This window comes from Marinobacter sp. tcs-11, from assembly GCF_002049515.1.
Classification (GTDB): Bacteria; Pseudomonadota; Gammaproteobacteria; order Pseudomonadales; family Oleiphilaceae; genus Marinobacter; species Marinobacter nauticus.
Window position 1 is genome coordinate 477,207 of the sequence record NZ_LLYU01000001.1, and the last position, 15,572, is coordinate 492,778.

Consider the following 15,572-nt stretch of genomic DNA (forward strand, 5'->3'; position numbering starts at 1 on the left):
GTTTTCGGCTCAAGGCCGCCTTGCGAACCATTTCATACGACCTGTCAGAGGACGTCACCCCGAACCCGGCGCGTGACCGTAGTCGTCTTTTATTCCATGACTTTCATGGCATCTGCCCGCATTCGCCGACGACGGTGTTCGTGGAGGCAGAATCAATCAAGAGTACATCGTATATGAGTTTTTCTTCTCTCGGTTTGTCCGAGCAGCTGGTCCGTGCCACCGCCGATCAGGGTTATGAAACCCCGTCTCCCATCCAGCAGCAGGCGATTCCTGCGGTGTTGTCTGGCAAAGACGTAATGGCCGCGGCCCAGACCGGCACTGGTAAAACTGCCGGTTTTACCCTGCCTTTGTTGCAGCGCCTGGCGGAAAACCCCCGCACTGGCAAAGGCCCCCGCGCCCTGATTCTCACACCCACCCGTGAGCTGGCCGCCCAGGTACACGACAGCGTGAACCTTTACAGCAAATACGTACCCACCAAGGCCGCCGTGGTGTTCGGTGGTGTAAAGATCAACCCGCAGATGATGAAGCTGCGCAAGGGCCTGGACGTACTGGTGGCCACACCGGGCCGTTTGATGGACCTGTACCAGCAGAACGCGGTGCGCTTCAACGAAGTGGAAATCCTGGTGCTGGACGAAGCCGACCGCATGCTGGACATGGGCTTTATCCGCGACATTCGCAAGATCCTGGCGTTGCTGCCGGCCAAGCGCCAGAACCTGCTGTTCTCCGCCACCTTCTCCAACGAAATCCGCACCCTGGCCCAGGGCCTGCTGGATAACCCGGTGCAGGTGGAAGTGGCGGCCCGTAACACCACCGCCGAGAAAGTGAAGCAGTCCGTCTACCCGGTTGACCAGAGCCAGAAGACAGCCTTGCTGAGCAAGCTGGTGCGTGACAACGACTGGGATCAGGTACTGGTTTTCACCCGTACCAAGCACGGCGCCAACCGCCTGACCCAGAAGCTGGAGAAAGACGGTATCACGGCTGCCGCCATTCACGGCAATAAGTCCCAGGGTGCCCGTACCCGTGCCCTGGCGGATTTCAAAGCCGGTGAAGTGCGCGTACTGGTCGCCACCGACATTGCTGCCCGTGGCCTGGATATCAAACAGCTGCCGCAAGTGGTGAACTTTGAACTGCCGAACGTGCCGGAAGATTACGTGCACCGTATTGGCCGTACCGGTCGTGCCGGTGAAAGTGGCCATGCCCTGTCACTGGTCAGTGCCGACGAAGGCAAGCTGCTGGCGGGTATCGAGAAGCTGATCAAGAAGCAGCTTCCGCGCAAGGAAGTGGAAGGCTTCGAGCCGAAAAACAACCTGCCGCTGAAGCCCAAGGCCAAAGCAGACCCGAGCAAGGCGCGGAATCGTCGCCCTCAGGGTGGCAATGGTAAGAACTTTGGCCCGAAGCCGGCTGGTCGTAGCGGCGGTCGTGGCCGTGGTGGTCAGGGCGAAGGACAGGGCCGAGGCCAGGGGCAGGGTAGAAGTGGTCGCCCGGCTCAACGCCAGAGCGCCTGAAAACCGTTTCTCCTGACATAAAAAAGGCGGGGCCGAAGCCCCGCGCAGGAGAACGCACCATCCGGTAGCCGACAGACCGTGGGAGCTACCGGGAGTGCGGATCAGAACTTGTAGGTGAAACCTACCATGTAGACCATGGGGTCGATTTCTACGTCGAATTTGTCCAAACCTTCAACTTCAGCTTCAGTGTCGATATCTGCCCACCAAATCGCGGCGTTCAGACCAAACTGTTCACTTAGCATATAGTCAACACCAATCTCTGCAGCAACACCGATGCTGTCGTCCAGCTCAATATCAAGACCTTCCAGCGCGCCAGAGGTTTTCTCTTCAAAGAAAGTGGTGTAGTTAACACCAACGCCTACGTAAGGCTGGACCGCAGAAGAGCTCGCCATCGGGTAGTATTGCAAAGTTATGGTCGGTGGTAGGTGTTTTGTCTCAGCGATCTTACCAAGAGCTGCAATATCGCCAGCGCCACTGATGTTGTGCTTGAACGGCGTTGCCGCAAGCACACCCAAGCCGATATTGCTGGTAAACATGTAGGTGCCACGAATACCCAACTGTGTGTTGGAATCTACTGCAACACGGGCGTCGTCACCGAGAGCAGCAACAGAGCCTACGGTAATAACATCACTAGAATCATCCGGCGCGACATGCACAGCACCCGCGCGTACAACAAAATCACCCGCTTCAAAAGCCTGAGCTGCAGGAGCCACTGCCATTACGGCCGCAGCCAGAACACTGAGTTTAAAACCACGAGACATAGCCATCTCCTTATCCATGAAAGATCGATGGCTTCAATTTAATGACATCCGGACAGGCAATCTTGATTTAGCGCAAGAAATGGCGGAAGGCAGCGCGACTGGCCAATAAGTCTTGATTCAACTCAAGAAAAGGTGGGAATGCGGCTATTGCGGATGGTCAGCCCTGGGCTTCGTCGAGGGGCTTGTCTTCATCGCTGGGCACAAATACGTCCCGAATGGACAGGGGCTGACCCTGGGTATTCTGCACGGTGACTGGCTGTATTGGCTGGCCGCTATCGCGGTCCCGAAGATCCAGAGGCTGACCGTCTGGCGCCGGGTTCCACTTGTCGCCCCACTGGCGCAGAGCCACCACCACCGGGAACAGGTCGCGGCCTTTCTCAGTGAGCCGGTACTCAAAGCGTGAGCCGTGCTCACCCACATCTACTTTGCGCAAGACTTCGTTGTCCACGAGCTTGGCCAGGCGGTCACACAGAATGTTCTTGGCAATCCCCAGTTGCTGCTGAAAATCCACAAACCGGCGGGTGCCGTACATAGCGTGCAGCACAATCAGCAGCGACCACCAGTCCCCCACTTCATTCAGGGCGCGGGCGACGGAGCAGTTGGAGTCATCAAAACGTTTTCTGGCCATGTAGGGGAGTGTACCGAATAGGGTTGCATTTTGAAACCGGATTTAATAGGGTTGCTTTACGAAACCAAATTGATGAGGTTGCACATCACATGAGTATGAATCTTGGTCCTTTGTTCGAGCCGTTTGAACTTCATAACCTCAAGCTGCGCAACCGCGTAGCCATGGCGCCGATGACCCGCAATTTCTCGCCTAAGGGTGTACCCGGTCAGGATGTGGTGGACTACTATCGCCGCCGCGCCGAGGCAGGTGTTGGCCTGATCATTACCGAAGGCACTGTCGTGAATCATGCTGCTGCCAACGGTTACCCGAACGTACCGGCCTTCTATGGCGACGAAGCCCTGGCGGGCTGGAAGAAAGTGGTGGATGCCGTGCACGAAGCCGGCGGCGCCATTTTCCCGCAACTGTGGCACGTGGGCGCGGTACGCAAGGAAGGTATCGAGCCGGATCCCTCTGTTCCCGGTTACAGCCCTTCAGGCCTGTTTGCGCCTGGCAAGCCCAACGGCAAGGCCATGACCAGAGAAGACATTCAGGACGTGATCAAGGCCTTCGGTGATGCCGCCCAGGACGCCAAGGCTCTGGGCTTCGACGGTGTGGAAATCCACGGCGCCCACGGCTATCTGCTGGATCAATTCCTGTGGGAAGGCACCAACCAGCGCGACGATGAGTACGGCGGCAGCCTGGAAAACCGCCTGCGCTTTGTGGTGGAAATCGTCGAGGAAGTGCGCCACCGCGTGGGCCCGGATTACCCGATCATGCTGCGCTTCTCTCAGTGGAAGCAGCAGGACTACGAAGCGAAACTGGTGAACAGCCCCGAAGAACTGGAGCGCTTCCTGAAGCCTCTGGTGGATGCCGGTGTCGACATCTTCCACGCTTCCACCCGCCGCTTCTGGGAACCGGAGTTCGAAGGTTCCAATCTGAACCTGGCCGGCTGGACCCAGAAGATCACCGGCAAACCGACCATGTCGGTTGGCAGTGTGGGCCTGACCGAAGACTTCATCAGCGGTACCTTCGCCAGCAAGAAAGAGTCGGTGGAGCAGTCTGGCATCGATGAGCTGGTTGAGCGCATGACCAACCATGAATTCGAACTGATCGCCGTTGGCCGCGCCCTGCTTCAGGACCCTGAATGGCTGGTGAAAGTGAAAGAAGGCCGCCTGAACGAAGTGGAAGCCTTCGCCAGGAAGTCTCTGGCCAAACTCTACTGATCGAACCTACCCCTTCGATCGTGCCTGCCGCGCGCCCTCGGGCCCGCGGCTTTTTTGTGTCTTAAATCTGTCCGGTTCGTAATCGCAGCAATCGCCAGAAACGCTATGCTGTAGGCAGATTGTTGCTATTCACCAGACAAGGAGTTGGATATGGCTTTGATGCGTCATCTTAAACTGGCTGGGCTGGCTGCGGTATTGGTCACCCTGGTGGGTTGCGCCAGCGTTGGCCGGGATTTTGCGACTCATAATGTCGACCAGATAACGATCGGTGAGACGACCCGCGCCGAGATACAGGAGATGTTCGGTGAGCCCTGGCGCACCGGTATTGAAGACGGCAAGCGCACCTGGACTTACGGCAAGTATCGCTGGTCCGCCTTTGGTGACGACGAAACCACGGATCTGGTGGTCCGTTTCAATAACGACGGCACGGTATCCTCTTACGTATACAACACTACCGAATAAAAGCTCCCGGGCGCCGGCCTGACCTCAGTCAGCGGCCGGCGCCTGTTTCAGCGCCAGAATCTGCCCGGAATCCAGTTCCTCAATTAATGCCCCCCGGAACTGCCGGTTGATGAACCGCTCCGTTTCCACCTGAATCCGCTCCCGCTGCTCGGGCTTCTCGATATAGTCCATGGCCCGGAACAGGATGTAGCGGATGGTCATGTTGGAAATCTCCTGTACCACCACCTCATCGACACCGGGCACCAGCCCGCGTTCCAGAATATCCTCGGCCATTTCCCGGGCGCTGGCGTCCAGCTGTGCTTCGAGAGCCCGGCGTAATACGGGCGACGGGCCGTGCAGTTCCCTGACAGCCACCGTGGTTGCCGCGGGGTTGGCCAGAAAGTAGTGGTACACAAAGGTGACGGTGTCGTGGGAGGCCTGTTCCGAGGAATCCGCCATCTGCCGCAACTGCCGCACGCCGGCTTTCATGTCCTCGGCGATATACCCCAGCACTTGCAAACCGAATTCGTCCAGATTGCGGAAGTGCCGGTAAAAGGTGTTCGGGTTTAACCCCGCCTCCCGGGCCAGTTCCCGCAGGCCCAGTGAGGTCAGGCTGCGGCTTTGGGTAATCAGCCTCAGTGCGGCCTGAACCAGTTTCAGTTTTCCGCCGGCAAGTCGTTGCATCGAGTCGTGTTTCCTTTGGGCATTGGGCCAACAACCTGTCACTCAGGGCCATTCCTGTGTGCGCGGGTATACAGGTGTCTACTTTGACCGGTATACATGTGTCTACTGGTCATGATGACCACACCGACAACAACAGGCAAGGCCCTTCAGGCCACACAGGAGTGCAGCAATGAAACAAACCGCCAAGATCGCCATTATCGGCACCGGATTTTCCGGCCTGGGCATGGCCATCAAGTTGAAAGAGGCCGGCTTTGACGACTTCGTGATTCTGGAGCAGAGCGACAACGTCGGCGGCACCTGGCACGACAACCACTACCCGGGCTGCGCCTGCGATGTTCAATCTGCGCTGTATTCCTTCTCTTTTGAGCAGAATCCGAACTGGACCCGCATGTTTGCTCCCCAGCCGGAGATTCAGGCGTACCTGCGGCATTGCGCCGAGAAATACGGCCTGATGGATCACATTCGTTTCAATACCCACGTGGCGGGTGCCCGTTGGGATGAGGCCACCTCGGGCTGGGTTGTGGAAACCTGCAACAGTGCAAAACTCTGGGACTACATGGAAAAGAAAGGTTTGAAGCCCGGGGATGAACTGGATCGCAGCGACAAGGCCCTGCCGCCAATCCGCAAGCTGCGAAGTGGGATTCTGGTGTCCGGCATGGGCGGCCTGAGCACCCCCGCGTATCCGGAGATCAAGGGCATAGACACGTTCACAGGGGCCAGTTTCCATTCCCAGAACTGGGACCATGACTACGATTTTCGTGGCAAGCGGGTGGCGGTTATCGGCACCGGTGCCTCGGCCATCCAGTTCGTGCCGGAAATTGCCAAAGACGCCGCCCATCTGGACCTTTACCAGCGTACGCCGCCCTGGATCATGCCCAAGCCTGACCGGGAAATCCGGCCACTGGAGCGGGCCATGTTCCGCCGGTTCCCGCAAACCCTGAATGCGTTCCGCCAGAGCATTTACTGGATGCTGGAAGCCCGGGTGCTTGGCTTCGTGGGTAACCCGCGCATTCTGAAAGTCGGTGAGTTGCAGGCCCGTCGACACATCCGCAACCAGATCAAGGACAAGGAACTGCGCAAGAAAGTGACGCCGGATTTCCACTTCGGCTGCAAGCGGGTGTTGATCTCCAACAACTACTACCCGGCCCTGGACCAGGAACACGTGGACGTACTGACAGACGGCGTTCGCGAAGTGAAAGGTAACACCATCATCGACAACAATGGCACCGAGCGCCCGGTGGATTGCATTGTCTATGGCACCGGCTTCAAGGCCCAGGAACCCATCCCCCGGGGCATGATCTTCGGCCGTGGTGGCCAGGATCTGCTCGACGCCTGGCGCGAGGGTGCGGAAGCCTACAAAGGCACCACCGTGGCCGGCTTTCCAAACTTCTTCATGCTGATGGGTCCCAACACCGGGCTGGGCCACAGCTCCATGGTGTACATGATCGAGTCCCAGGTGCAGTACGTGCTGGACGCCATCAAGAAGATGGACCACAGAGGCTGGAAGAGCGTGGAAGTGAAAGAGGATGCCTACAGCCAGTACAACGCCTCTATACACGCCAAACTGGGCGACTCCGTGTGGCAGACCGGTTGCAAGAGCTGGTATGTGAACGAGAACGGCAAGAACACCACCTTGTGGCCGGGCTTCACCTGGCAGTTCCGGAAGCAGACCCGACGGTTTGATGCCGAGCAGTATGTGTGTGAATCAGCGGAGGTGATGGAGCAGGGTGCGGAGCCGGCGTTGGCGAGTTAAAACGAGAGATAATCGGGCGCCCGAGTCAGGAAGCTTCGGTCGCTATGAAGTTGAATTGAGACAGAATACCTTGTTCAACGAAATCCAATGACTTAGTTTTATACGGCGTCGTGAGCCAGGGATTGCGCTCACTTTTTATCAGATAGCGCTACCGCTATTGTCCAGGACAAGGAAGGTCATGTTTCTTAAGTATCACTATGATCTCCAACCGCAGGATCTGTTGCGGTTGGAGAGTCCATTCTTTGCCGCAGAAAAAATCCGGGAGTTGTTCCGCAGGGGAACCCCTATTCCAGCATCCCTCTTTTTTCATTATTCCCCCCCTTTTACGCATAGCCGATCTGATATCCATTATCAGGAACTGGTCTCGAAGATTGAGGCCGGTGAGTTATGCCTTGTCTATTCCGACATCGAAAGTGGGTCGGTTTCGGCTCCATTAGTCGCCTGGAGGCCAGGTAGCGAGGCGGAGGAATCGGGCCTCTGGAACTGTGCCGGGACCTTTGGCCGGGGAATTCCTGGATTAGAGGAACTCGTCGCTGAAATGAATCGACGCCGGATTACGCCGCAGACACTTCAGAAAATGTCTGCCACCGGGGCATCCAGTCTTAATGAGATTGAACAGTGGAACCAGTTCGCAGAATCCGTTGGCGGAGACCAACCTCGTCAGGATGAACATCGCTTATCTCTTCCGATAGGGGGCTCCGCCAACATTGCGCCTCTGCCAATGAGAGAGCAGCATAATTCCACGTTTCCGGAACGAGGAGTGCACCTCGTAATGGGGCTGTTCACCGATGGGACATTGAACAATATCGATAATATCGAACTCTTTCGGGAGCAGGTAAGAGAATGCGAAGTTCTCGAACAAACGGATCCAGAGGCGGCCAAAGCGTGCGCTGATCGGCTTGCTTTGGAATTAGGTGACAGCTACGCCAATGCGCCGACCAATGTGGTTAAGTTGTTTGATCTGTACAGGGAGGGCGAGACACAAGATGGCGAAATGACAAGCCTGATGATGAAGACGTATAGCCATGGAGTGGGTACTGAAAATGGGGGTGAAGACTCCACGCTCGATTCGGCAACAGGGTTGGGTAAAACGGGTGTAGTTTCACAGGTTAATCGTCTATTCGACTCCACAGCAGCGATTGCGAATCTTCGACTGCGTGGTCGACCCGTGACCAAGCTCTCTATTGATCTCTTTGGCTTCAGCAGAGGTGCGGCGGCGGCTCGTCATGCGGCAAATTCGATTCTTCGAGGTCGTGCGGGAAAATTTGGTAGGGCACTCTCTAAACAAGGGATCGGCTGGCCTGAGCAGGTTGAGGTTCGCTTTCTAGGACTATTTGATACCGTTGCCGGAATTGTGAATCTCAGAGCCGGAGATTTCTCCGCTTCAGACGGAGAAAACGATCCTGTTGAACTCAAGCTGGATTCGTCCAAGATTGGGAAGGTAGTTCACTTTGTCGCGCGCGATGAAATAAGAGCTAATTTTGCCCTAAATAGCGTTGGAGATTCTGATGGCCGACTACCCGAAAACTTTCGTGAGATAAGCTTGCCGGGCGCTCATTCTGATGTGGGGGGAGGGTACCATTCGCTTCAGGATGAGGAGTTGCTTCTTGCACCCGTTATGGAGATCAGAGGCTCCGACACTCAACGACCAGAGCAAACCATGAAATGGGATAACCTTGAGGCTCTCATGGTCGAGATCCAGTCCGAGGGCTGGATTGGGGATTACAGCCTGCCAATGCGTGATGGCACCGCACCCACCCTCGAAATTACACAGAAACGCAGTGAGCACCCAGCGCCCGATGGCCGGGTTGATCTTGCTTTGAAGATGAGGAGAAGAGTCAGTGGTGAATACTCCAATCTTTGTTTGAACTTGATGTATGAAATGGCCAAGGAAGCCGGACTACTATTTGATGCGATCCCGGATGAGGATTCTTGGAGCTATCCGGAAGAGCTTGCAGCTATCTGTGATAGCCTCAAATCGCAGATAGTGAACGGAGTAGACGCTCCCCAACTGGTCCCAAAACAACGAATGCTGCTAAAGCAGCGCTATACCCACTGCTCAAGCCACTATAACCCTATCAGGTTTATGCTTGGTGAACAGGAGGTTTCGATGGAGTTTCCTTTCCAGCCTTGGGGGCATCCATTGCGACCAACCCCAACGAGAAAGAGAACGGTCCATTACCAACAGGGAATCGGAAAAGCATGAGCCGGAACAACTTTCTTAAACTTCTATTTATATTGGCTATTTATTCCGTAGCCGGATGCAGTAATAAGCCAATCGCGGAGAACGACATCTCCTGGTATTTCTCACTCGCCACACCGAAACACTACGATGTCTGGGTTGAGCATCTCCAGTTCGAGCGATCAGGTGAACGTAGTTGGTATCATCCAGCTGGCTCAATGAGCTGCTGCTGGAAAGGACCGTCCGGCCCAGCCGGAATAGCCGGTCGAATGGATCTGTTTCCTGATTATGTAGCCATCCAATGGTTTTCATTTGCAGAGCAAAAGTTCTATCAGCGAATCATTAAGGTTCCCCGAGCCTGGCAGGACAGAATGCGAGAGCCTGCACTATTACAAACCGAGCTGCACGGTGGCGTAATGAAGCCAAGAAATTTCATTGTGTTTGGCCTCGCTCCCGGCGGTGAAGTGGTGGTTTGGATGATGAACCAGATCGGCAATGAAGTAGAGCTCGCCCGATTCCAGGCGAACGAGTTGGATCGGGACCCCGACATCTACCGTGTAAACACCGAAGAGTATCTGGAACAACATGGGGATTTCCTGGATCAACACGGAATCCCAACGAGTGGTTGGTAGTTTTCGCGTTCCTGAAATACCATAAGCACCCCGATCCACTGGAACACGGATCATGAACTGGCGCTCTTGGTTATTCAGCGCTTGTTGCTAAGCCTGAAATTTCAGCAGGGAACGCATGAATACGGAACAGGATACCGATTACCAGTACCGCGAGCGGGTGGTAGTGCCCCGCCCGGACAAAGAACTTCGCTTTCGGAACGGACGAATCCCCGGGTATTTTTCGATATTTCTCGGTGGCTTGAGCCTGGCGGCGGTGCTCGCCTACCTGTTCCCTTCCTATCTGACCACCACTGATCTTCGTGCCGCGTATGATGCCGAGGCGCTTCAGGATGTCCTGAAGTACGGTATGTGGTTCTCCCTGTTTTTCGGCATTACCACCTTCATTCTTGATCGGCGCAAACGGCTTGGCGCTGCAGGTATTGCCATGACGCTGATCGCGTTTGCCCTGGGTGGCTACAACGTGCCGGTCGGGCCGGTGGAGCCGAAACCTCTGTCTCTTGGCGTGGACTGGCTGATTCTGGCCTTTCTGGGTTCCACCATTGTCTTTACCAGCCTGGAGAAGCTCTTTCCGAAGTATCGGGAGCAGGTCATCTTGCGGGATCAGTGGGGGCTGGATTTCTTTTACTTCTGCCTCAATCACCTGCTGATCTCGGCGGTTCTGCTTTTTGGCAACTTCCTGGTAACGCGCTTTGAATGGGTGGCCAGCGACAGTCTTCAGGCGGCTATCCAGAGCACGCCGCTATGGCTGCAGGTGGTTCTGCTGATTCTGGTGGCCGACTTCGTGCTGTATTGGGAGCATCGGGTATTCCATGAAGTCCGGCGGCTGTGGCTGTTCCATGCCGTCCACCATTCGGTGGAAACCATGGACTGGCTGGCGGGCTCCCGCGCGCATGTGGTTCAGATTTTTATTGAGCGGGGGTTGGTCATGCTGGCGTTGTATCTGCTCGGAGCCAGCAAGGAAGCGCTGGATCTCTACGTCACGTTTGCCGCGTTGCAGGCCATCATCATTCACAGCAATCTCAATGTGCCCTGGGGGCCGCTCAAGTACCTGTTGGTAACGCCGCAGTTCCACCACTGGCACCACAGCTCAGAGAAGCCGGCCATCGATACCAATTATTCAGCACACACGGTGCTCTTTGACCGACTGTTCGGCACCTATCATTTCCCGAAAGCGCACTGGCCAGCGGAGTATGGCACAACCCAGAAACTGCCGGGTTCCTATCTGGGGCAGCTGTTCTACCCGTTCCGCAGGCGGTGACCGGCAGTTGCCGTCACGGTGATGCAATGGGATGATGCGCGGGTTGCGTGCTGCCCGGCACGCATTCACCCATCATCTGAAACCGGCAGGATGTCATGGCCAACCGAACCTCAACCCGACTGAACAAATACATCAGCGAGAGCGGTATGTGCTCCCGTCGGGATGCCGACCGGTTCATCGAGCAGGGCAACGTGCACATCAACGGTCGCCGGGCCCAGGTGGGCGATCAGGTGTTGCCCGGAGATGTGGTGAAGGTCAATGGCCAGGTGGTGGAGCCGAGAGACGAAGAAGATCTGGTGTTCATTGCTCTGAATAAACCGGTGGGTATTGTCAGCACCACGGACAGAGCGGAGAAAGACAACATCCAGCGTTTTGTCGGCCACAGTGAACGGATTTTTCCCATTGGCCGGCTCGACAAGGATTCCCAGGGGCTGATTTTCCTGACCAGCAATGGCGATCTGGTGAACAAGATCCTGCGCGCCGGCAATAATCACGAGAAGGAATACCTGGTCACGGTCGACAAGCCGGTCACCCGGGAATTCGTAGAGGGAATGAGCAACGGTGTGCCGATTCTGGGTACCATGACCAAGCGCTGCAAGGTCGAAAAGGTGTCCCGGTTTGTGTTCCGCATTACCCTGGTTCAGGGTCTGAATCGCCAGATTCGCCGTATGGCGGAGTACTTTGGCTACGAGGTGACCAGGCTGGAGCGGGTGCGCATCATGAATGTCAGTCTGCAGGGATTGCCCGTGGGCGCCTGGCGGGATCTGACCGAGAAGGAACTGGCGGTACTGTTCGATGCCATCCGGGATTCCTCGTCTGAGGCGGCGGAGCCTGCTGGCAGTAAACCCCGGAAGAAGCCTGCGGGTGCGAGGGGCGCTCGCCCGGGGCCCGGAGGCAAACCGGCGCGGGGTGGTGCAAAAGCTGGCGGGAAGTCACCGGCTGGTAAAGGGCGAAAAGGCCCCGGTTCCGGGCCCGGTAAACGGCCCTCTGGTAAACCCGGTGGCGGCCCAAAGCCGGGTGGCCGTGGTCCGGGGTCCAAGGGTAAGCCATCGAAACCGGGCAAGCCCCGCAAGCCGTCCATCAAGAAACGTTGAGTACCCATAGGTTCTCTTCCTTACGGCAAAAAAGCCTTTCGGACGCTATGCTTACCGGCTTTAACCCTGTGCCGGATTTGCCCGAATGTTTGAAACGTTTTTCTCTACCTATCTCAGCAGCACCATCCGATTCCTGTTCCTGCTGGCGCCATTTTTCGTGGTCACCATGTTCCTGGCCCTCACCCGGGGGCTCTCGATGGCGGAGAAAACCTCCATCATTCGTCGGGCCTGTGTCTCGGCCTTTATTCTGGGTGTGATCCTGTTCTTCGCCGGCCCGCTGTTGTTCAACGCCATTGGCATCACCCTGAACTCCTTCCGCATCGGTGCCGGTAGTCTGCTGTTCCTCACCGCCATCAGTCTGGTGAACAGTGGCACTCGTAACCACGCCACCGGGCTGCCCGAAGAGGATCGGGATGACATCGCGGTGGTGCCCCTGGCGATTCCTGTCATGATTGGCCCGGCGACCATTGGTGCCATCATGGTTTACGGCGCCGAGCTTAAAGCGGTGCCGGAAGTGGCCGGTGGTCTGCTGGGCCTGGTGTCGGGTTTGCTGATTCTGGCGGGATTGCTGCGCTTGTCCGGTTATCTGGAGAAAGCGTTGGGCAAGACCGGCCTGAACATTATGTCGAAGATCAGTGGCCTGATTCTTTCCGCGATGGCGGCAGAAATCGTGCTGACCGGTATTGCCGGCTTCATTGCCAGTACCTCGGGCGCCTGAGACAATCCGGTCGTTATTTCTGGATGGGATGAGTCATGCCCGCGAACACCATTGAGCATAATCGCAGCCGGTTCAATTTTGATGGCATCGAGGCCATCTGGCTCTTCGGCTATGGCTCGCTGATCTACAAAGTGGATTTCCCGTTCCTGGAGCAGCGCCCGGCAGCCATTCGCGGTTGGGCTCGTCGGTTCTGGCAGGGTTCTCATGATCACCGTGGCACCCCCGAAGCGCCCGGGCGGGTGGTCACGCTGATTGAGCAGCCCGATGCCGTATGCAAGGGCGTAGCCTATCGGGTGTCACCCAACGTCTTCGAGTATCTGGATGTGCGGGAAAAGAACGGCTATCTGCGCTTCAGTACCACCATGACCTTTGACGATGGCAGTTATGCAGAAGGGCTGGTGTACATCGCTACGGAAGACAATGAGGCCTTTCTGGGCGAGGCACCGGAAGCAGATATTGCGCGGCAGATTGCCCTCGCCACGGGGCCTAGCGGCCCCAATTCGGAGTATTTGCTCAGGCTGGCGGATTCGCTGCGTCAGCTGGGTGATGATTGTTCACACACCTTTGCCATCGAGGCCTGTCTTCGGGCGGAAGAACGGCTACCCCGTTGATTTGTCTCCCCGGCGGTCTCCCGCTCCGCCGGGTTGAATCCCCGGGCGGGTGACCGCTTCCGGTGCCGCAGGCCAATCAGTACCAGCGGCACGACGATCATCAGGCTGCCCGCCAGGAACCACAGGTCAGGTACCTCACCAAACCAGATCCAGCCAATGGCGACCGCCCAGATCAGCCCGGTGTATTCGGCGCTGGTGACCTGGTTGGCATCTACCTGCCGGTAGGCCAGCAACACGGTGATGTTGTAGCCCAGGATGAACAGGGCGGAACCGGCGGCGCTGATCAGGATTTGCGGGTTCCAGGCCGCGCCTTCCCAGAGTGCCAGGGCGGCGGCCGCCGGGACGATCAGCAGGTAGTTCAGAAACAGTTTGTGGACGGTGGTTTGTTCCTTGGGCAACTGGCGCACCATGACGGCGTTGATGGCCAGGGCGAAGGCAGAGCCGAGGGCGGCGATGACGGCCCAGTTGAAGTCCACCGGTCGCAGGATGACGATGATGCCGGCAAAGCCGCTGAACACAGCAGTCACACTGAGCGGAGTCAGTTTTTCTCTGAAGAATACGGCGGACAGTACCATCACCAGGATGGGCGCGGCGTAGAACAGGGCGTTGGCGGTGGCCAGTGGCAGGTTGGTCAGTGCCACCACCATGCAGACGATACCGACCAGATGGATGTGGGCGCGGATGGCGTGGATTTTCAGGCCGCCGAGGAGGTTGCTGCGGTCGAGTTTGCGGGCGAGCGGGAGCAGGAAAACCAGGGTGAGGACGCAGCGCAGGAAGGCGAACTGGAAGACGGGGGCGCCGGGGTCCAGGAGCTTGATGAAGACGTCTGAGAGTATGGCCATGGCGTTGCCGATGACCAGCAGCAGAATGGCGCTGTTGACGGTTTTGCCTGACACTTTGTGCTCTCCTTTAAATCCTGGCCTTGATGGTTTGGCGGAAGGATCAGGTCGGGTAGCCCCTCCGAAAACCGCTGCGAGTACGTCCGTGTAAGCTTGTCTCCGCCATCCATGGCTCCGAACATTTTCGGAGGGGCTACCCGACCTGATCCCCGAGACTCTGCGGTGAGTCTAATGTGATGCTAATATCCGATAAAATGATGAATATTACCCATCCATTAGAAAATTAGATAACAAGCAACGATGAGACTCCCACCCCTGAAAGCTCTCCCAGTATTTGAAGCTGCCGCCCGGCTGAATAGTTTTTCAGCGGCCTCGGAAGAACTGGCCATCACCCAGAGCGCAGTCAGTCACCAGATCAAACAGTTGGAAACCTATCTGGGCGAGCGGTTGTTCTGGCGCTCCGGTCGTCGGGTGACGTTGACCGATGAGGGGCGGCAGTATTTCGATGCCATTGGTTCTGCGCTGGTCCAGATCGAACGGGCCAGTGAGCAACTCCTGGGGCATGAGGAGTCGCAGTTGCGGTTGTCGGTGTTCAGTTCGTTTGCGGTGCGCTGGCTGGCACCGCGCTTGCCGGATTTTCGGCGTTTGCATCCGCAGATTGATCTGGCTCTGGAGATGAGCAGCGAGAATCCGGTGTTGTCGGACCGGGTGGCGGATTGTTTTATTACGATTCACCGGGATTCACGGGCCTACAGTTACGATCTGCTGTATGAGGAGCGGTTGTTTCCGGTATGCAGTCAGGATTATTGGCAGCGTATACGGCGGGAGTTGGGGCGGGATGCGGAGCCCGAGCGGCGGGATGAGCCGCCGGTATCGCCGGCAGAGATGGCCCGGTTTCCGTTGCTGTCGACTCACAGTATTTATGACAGGCAGGGCGGTGACTGGGAGGCCTGGTATCAGGAGGCCGGTTTGAGGCTGCCTGCGTCCAGTCGGCTGCTGCATTCCAGCCATATGCTGTTGTCGCTGGAGGCGGCGCGGTTTCATCAGGGGATTGCTCTGACCAATGACTACATGTTGAGTACGCGGAAGGATTCTGAAGATTTTGTGCGGTTGCCTACGCATTCGGTGGTAACCGGCGACAAGTTCTACTTTGCCTGGAAAACCAGCCGGCGGCGGGAGCGCGGGATTCAGACGTTGCGCCGGTGGTTGGTGGATGAGGCAATTCGGGGTGGCTTGAGGGGCGAGTGACCGCCCCTCATTGAGA

At 57.0% G+C, this 15,572-nt stretch carries 15 protein-coding genes; 11 read left to right on the forward strand and 4 right to left on the reverse strand.

The annotated features are described in order from the left end of the window. The first annotated feature begins 173 nt into the window (after positions 1–173). Positions 174–1,505 (forward strand): DEAD/DEAH box helicase, encoded by a 1,332-nt coding sequence (locus ARC85_RS02125; RefSeq protein WP_153739657.1) that lies wholly within the window; start codon positions 174–176, stop codon positions 1,503–1,505. Positions 1,506–1,606: 101 nt separating this feature from the next. Here ARC85_RS02125 and ARC85_RS02130 read toward each other — a convergent pair whose 3' ends face one another. Both ARC85_RS02130 and ARC85_RS02135 read right to left on the reverse strand, forming a co-directional pair. Further along, positions 1,607–2,266, reverse strand: coding sequence for an OmpW/AlkL family protein (locus tag ARC85_RS02130; RefSeq protein ID WP_023008734.1), 660 nt, complete (start codon positions 2,264–2,266; stop codon positions 1,607–1,609). Between the two features lie 157 nt (positions 2,267–2,423). Next, positions 2,424–2,894 carry a winged helix-turn-helix transcriptional regulator gene (locus ARC85_RS02135; RefSeq protein ID WP_286714214.1) on the reverse strand — a complete coding sequence of 157 codons (471 nt, stop codon included), beginning with the start codon at positions 2,892–2,894 and terminating at the stop codon, positions 2,424–2,426. Between the two features lie 89 nt (positions 2,895–2,983). Between ARC85_RS02135 and ARC85_RS02140 the strand changes: the two genes are divergently transcribed. Together ARC85_RS02140 and bamE are read left to right on the forward strand one after the other, a co-directional pair. Then, positions 2,984–4,096 (forward strand): NADH:flavin oxidoreductase, encoded by a 1,113-nt coding sequence (locus tag ARC85_RS02140; protein ID WP_286714215.1) that lies wholly within the window; start codon positions 2,984–2,986, stop codon positions 4,094–4,096. 150 nt (positions 4,097–4,246) lie between these two features. Beyond that, positions 4,247–4,558, forward strand: a complete 312-nt coding sequence (bamE, locus tag ARC85_RS02145; protein WP_041655220.1) for an outer membrane protein assembly factor BamE domain-containing protein — start codon at positions 4,247–4,249, stop codon at positions 4,556–4,558. A gap of 24 nt (positions 4,559–4,582) precedes the next feature. Here bamE and ARC85_RS02150 read toward each other — a convergent pair whose 3' ends face one another. Further along, positions 4,583–5,221: a TetR family transcriptional regulator gene (locus ARC85_RS02150; RefSeq protein WP_113879338.1), complete on the reverse strand. Its 639-nt coding sequence runs from the start codon at positions 5,219–5,221 to the stop codon at positions 4,583–4,585. Between the two features lie 169 nt (positions 5,222–5,390). Here ARC85_RS02150 and ARC85_RS02155 point away from each other — a divergent pair, with 169 nt between their 5' ends. The 7 genes from ARC85_RS02155 (at position 5,391) to ARC85_RS02185 (ending at position 13,469) form a co-directional block, all read left to right on the forward strand. After that, the gene (locus tag ARC85_RS02155; RefSeq protein ID WP_286714216.1) at positions 5,391–6,974 is read left to right on the forward strand and encodes a flavin-containing monooxygenase; all 1,584 of its coding nucleotides are present in this window, start codon (positions 5,391–5,393) and stop codon (positions 6,972–6,974) included. 178 nt (positions 6,975–7,152) lie between these two features. After that, entirely contained in the window at positions 7,153–9,180 is a 2,028-nt protein-coding gene (locus ARC85_RS02160) for a phospholipase effector Tle1 domain-containing protein (protein WP_286714217.1), read from the forward strand. Then, positions 9,177–9,788 (forward strand): DUF2931 family protein, encoded by a 612-nt coding sequence (locus tag ARC85_RS02165; RefSeq protein WP_199451923.1) that lies wholly within the window; start codon positions 9,177–9,179, stop codon positions 9,786–9,788. The genes ARC85_RS02160 and ARC85_RS02165 overlap by 4 nt, the downstream gene beginning before the upstream one ends. Positions 9,789–9,903: 115 nt before the next feature. Beyond that, positions 9,904–11,046 carry a sterol desaturase family protein gene (locus ARC85_RS02170; protein WP_226596164.1) on the forward strand — a complete coding sequence of 381 codons (1,143 nt, stop codon included), beginning with the start codon at positions 9,904–9,906 and terminating at the stop codon, positions 11,044–11,046. 95 nt (positions 11,047–11,141) lie between these two features. Then, positions 11,142–12,140 carry a 23S rRNA pseudouridine(2604) synthase RluF gene (gene rluF / locus ARC85_RS02175; RefSeq protein ID WP_286714218.1) on the forward strand — a complete coding sequence of 333 codons (999 nt, stop codon included), beginning with the start codon at positions 11,142–11,144 and terminating at the stop codon, positions 12,138–12,140. A gap of 85 nt (positions 12,141–12,225) precedes the next feature. Then, positions 12,226–12,858 carry a MarC family protein gene (locus ARC85_RS02180; protein ID WP_022991362.1) on the forward strand — a complete coding sequence of 211 codons (633 nt, stop codon included), beginning with the start codon at positions 12,226–12,228 and terminating at the stop codon, positions 12,856–12,858. A gap of 35 nt (positions 12,859–12,893) precedes the next feature. After that, a complete protein-coding gene (locus tag ARC85_RS02185; RefSeq protein WP_286714219.1) occupies positions 12,894–13,469 on the forward strand; it encodes a gamma-glutamylcyclotransferase in 576 nt (191 codons plus the stop codon). On the opposite strand, the gene ARC85_RS02190 is transcribed toward ARC85_RS02185, so the two are convergent. After that, complete coding sequence (locus tag ARC85_RS02190; RefSeq protein ID WP_286714220.1) at positions 13,394–14,365, reverse strand: DMT family transporter; 972 nt, start codon at positions 14,363–14,365, stop codon at positions 13,394–13,396. The two genes, ARC85_RS02185 and ARC85_RS02190, sit on opposite strands and share 76 nt — an antisense overlap. Before the next feature lie 243 nt (positions 14,366–14,608). Between ARC85_RS02190 and ARC85_RS02195 the strand changes: the two genes are divergently transcribed. Further along, positions 14,609–15,556: a LysR substrate-binding domain-containing protein gene (locus ARC85_RS02195; RefSeq protein WP_286714221.1), complete on the forward strand. Its 948-nt coding sequence runs from the start codon at positions 14,609–14,611 to the stop codon at positions 15,554–15,556. The last annotated feature ends 16 nt before the right edge of the window (positions 15,557–15,572 follow it).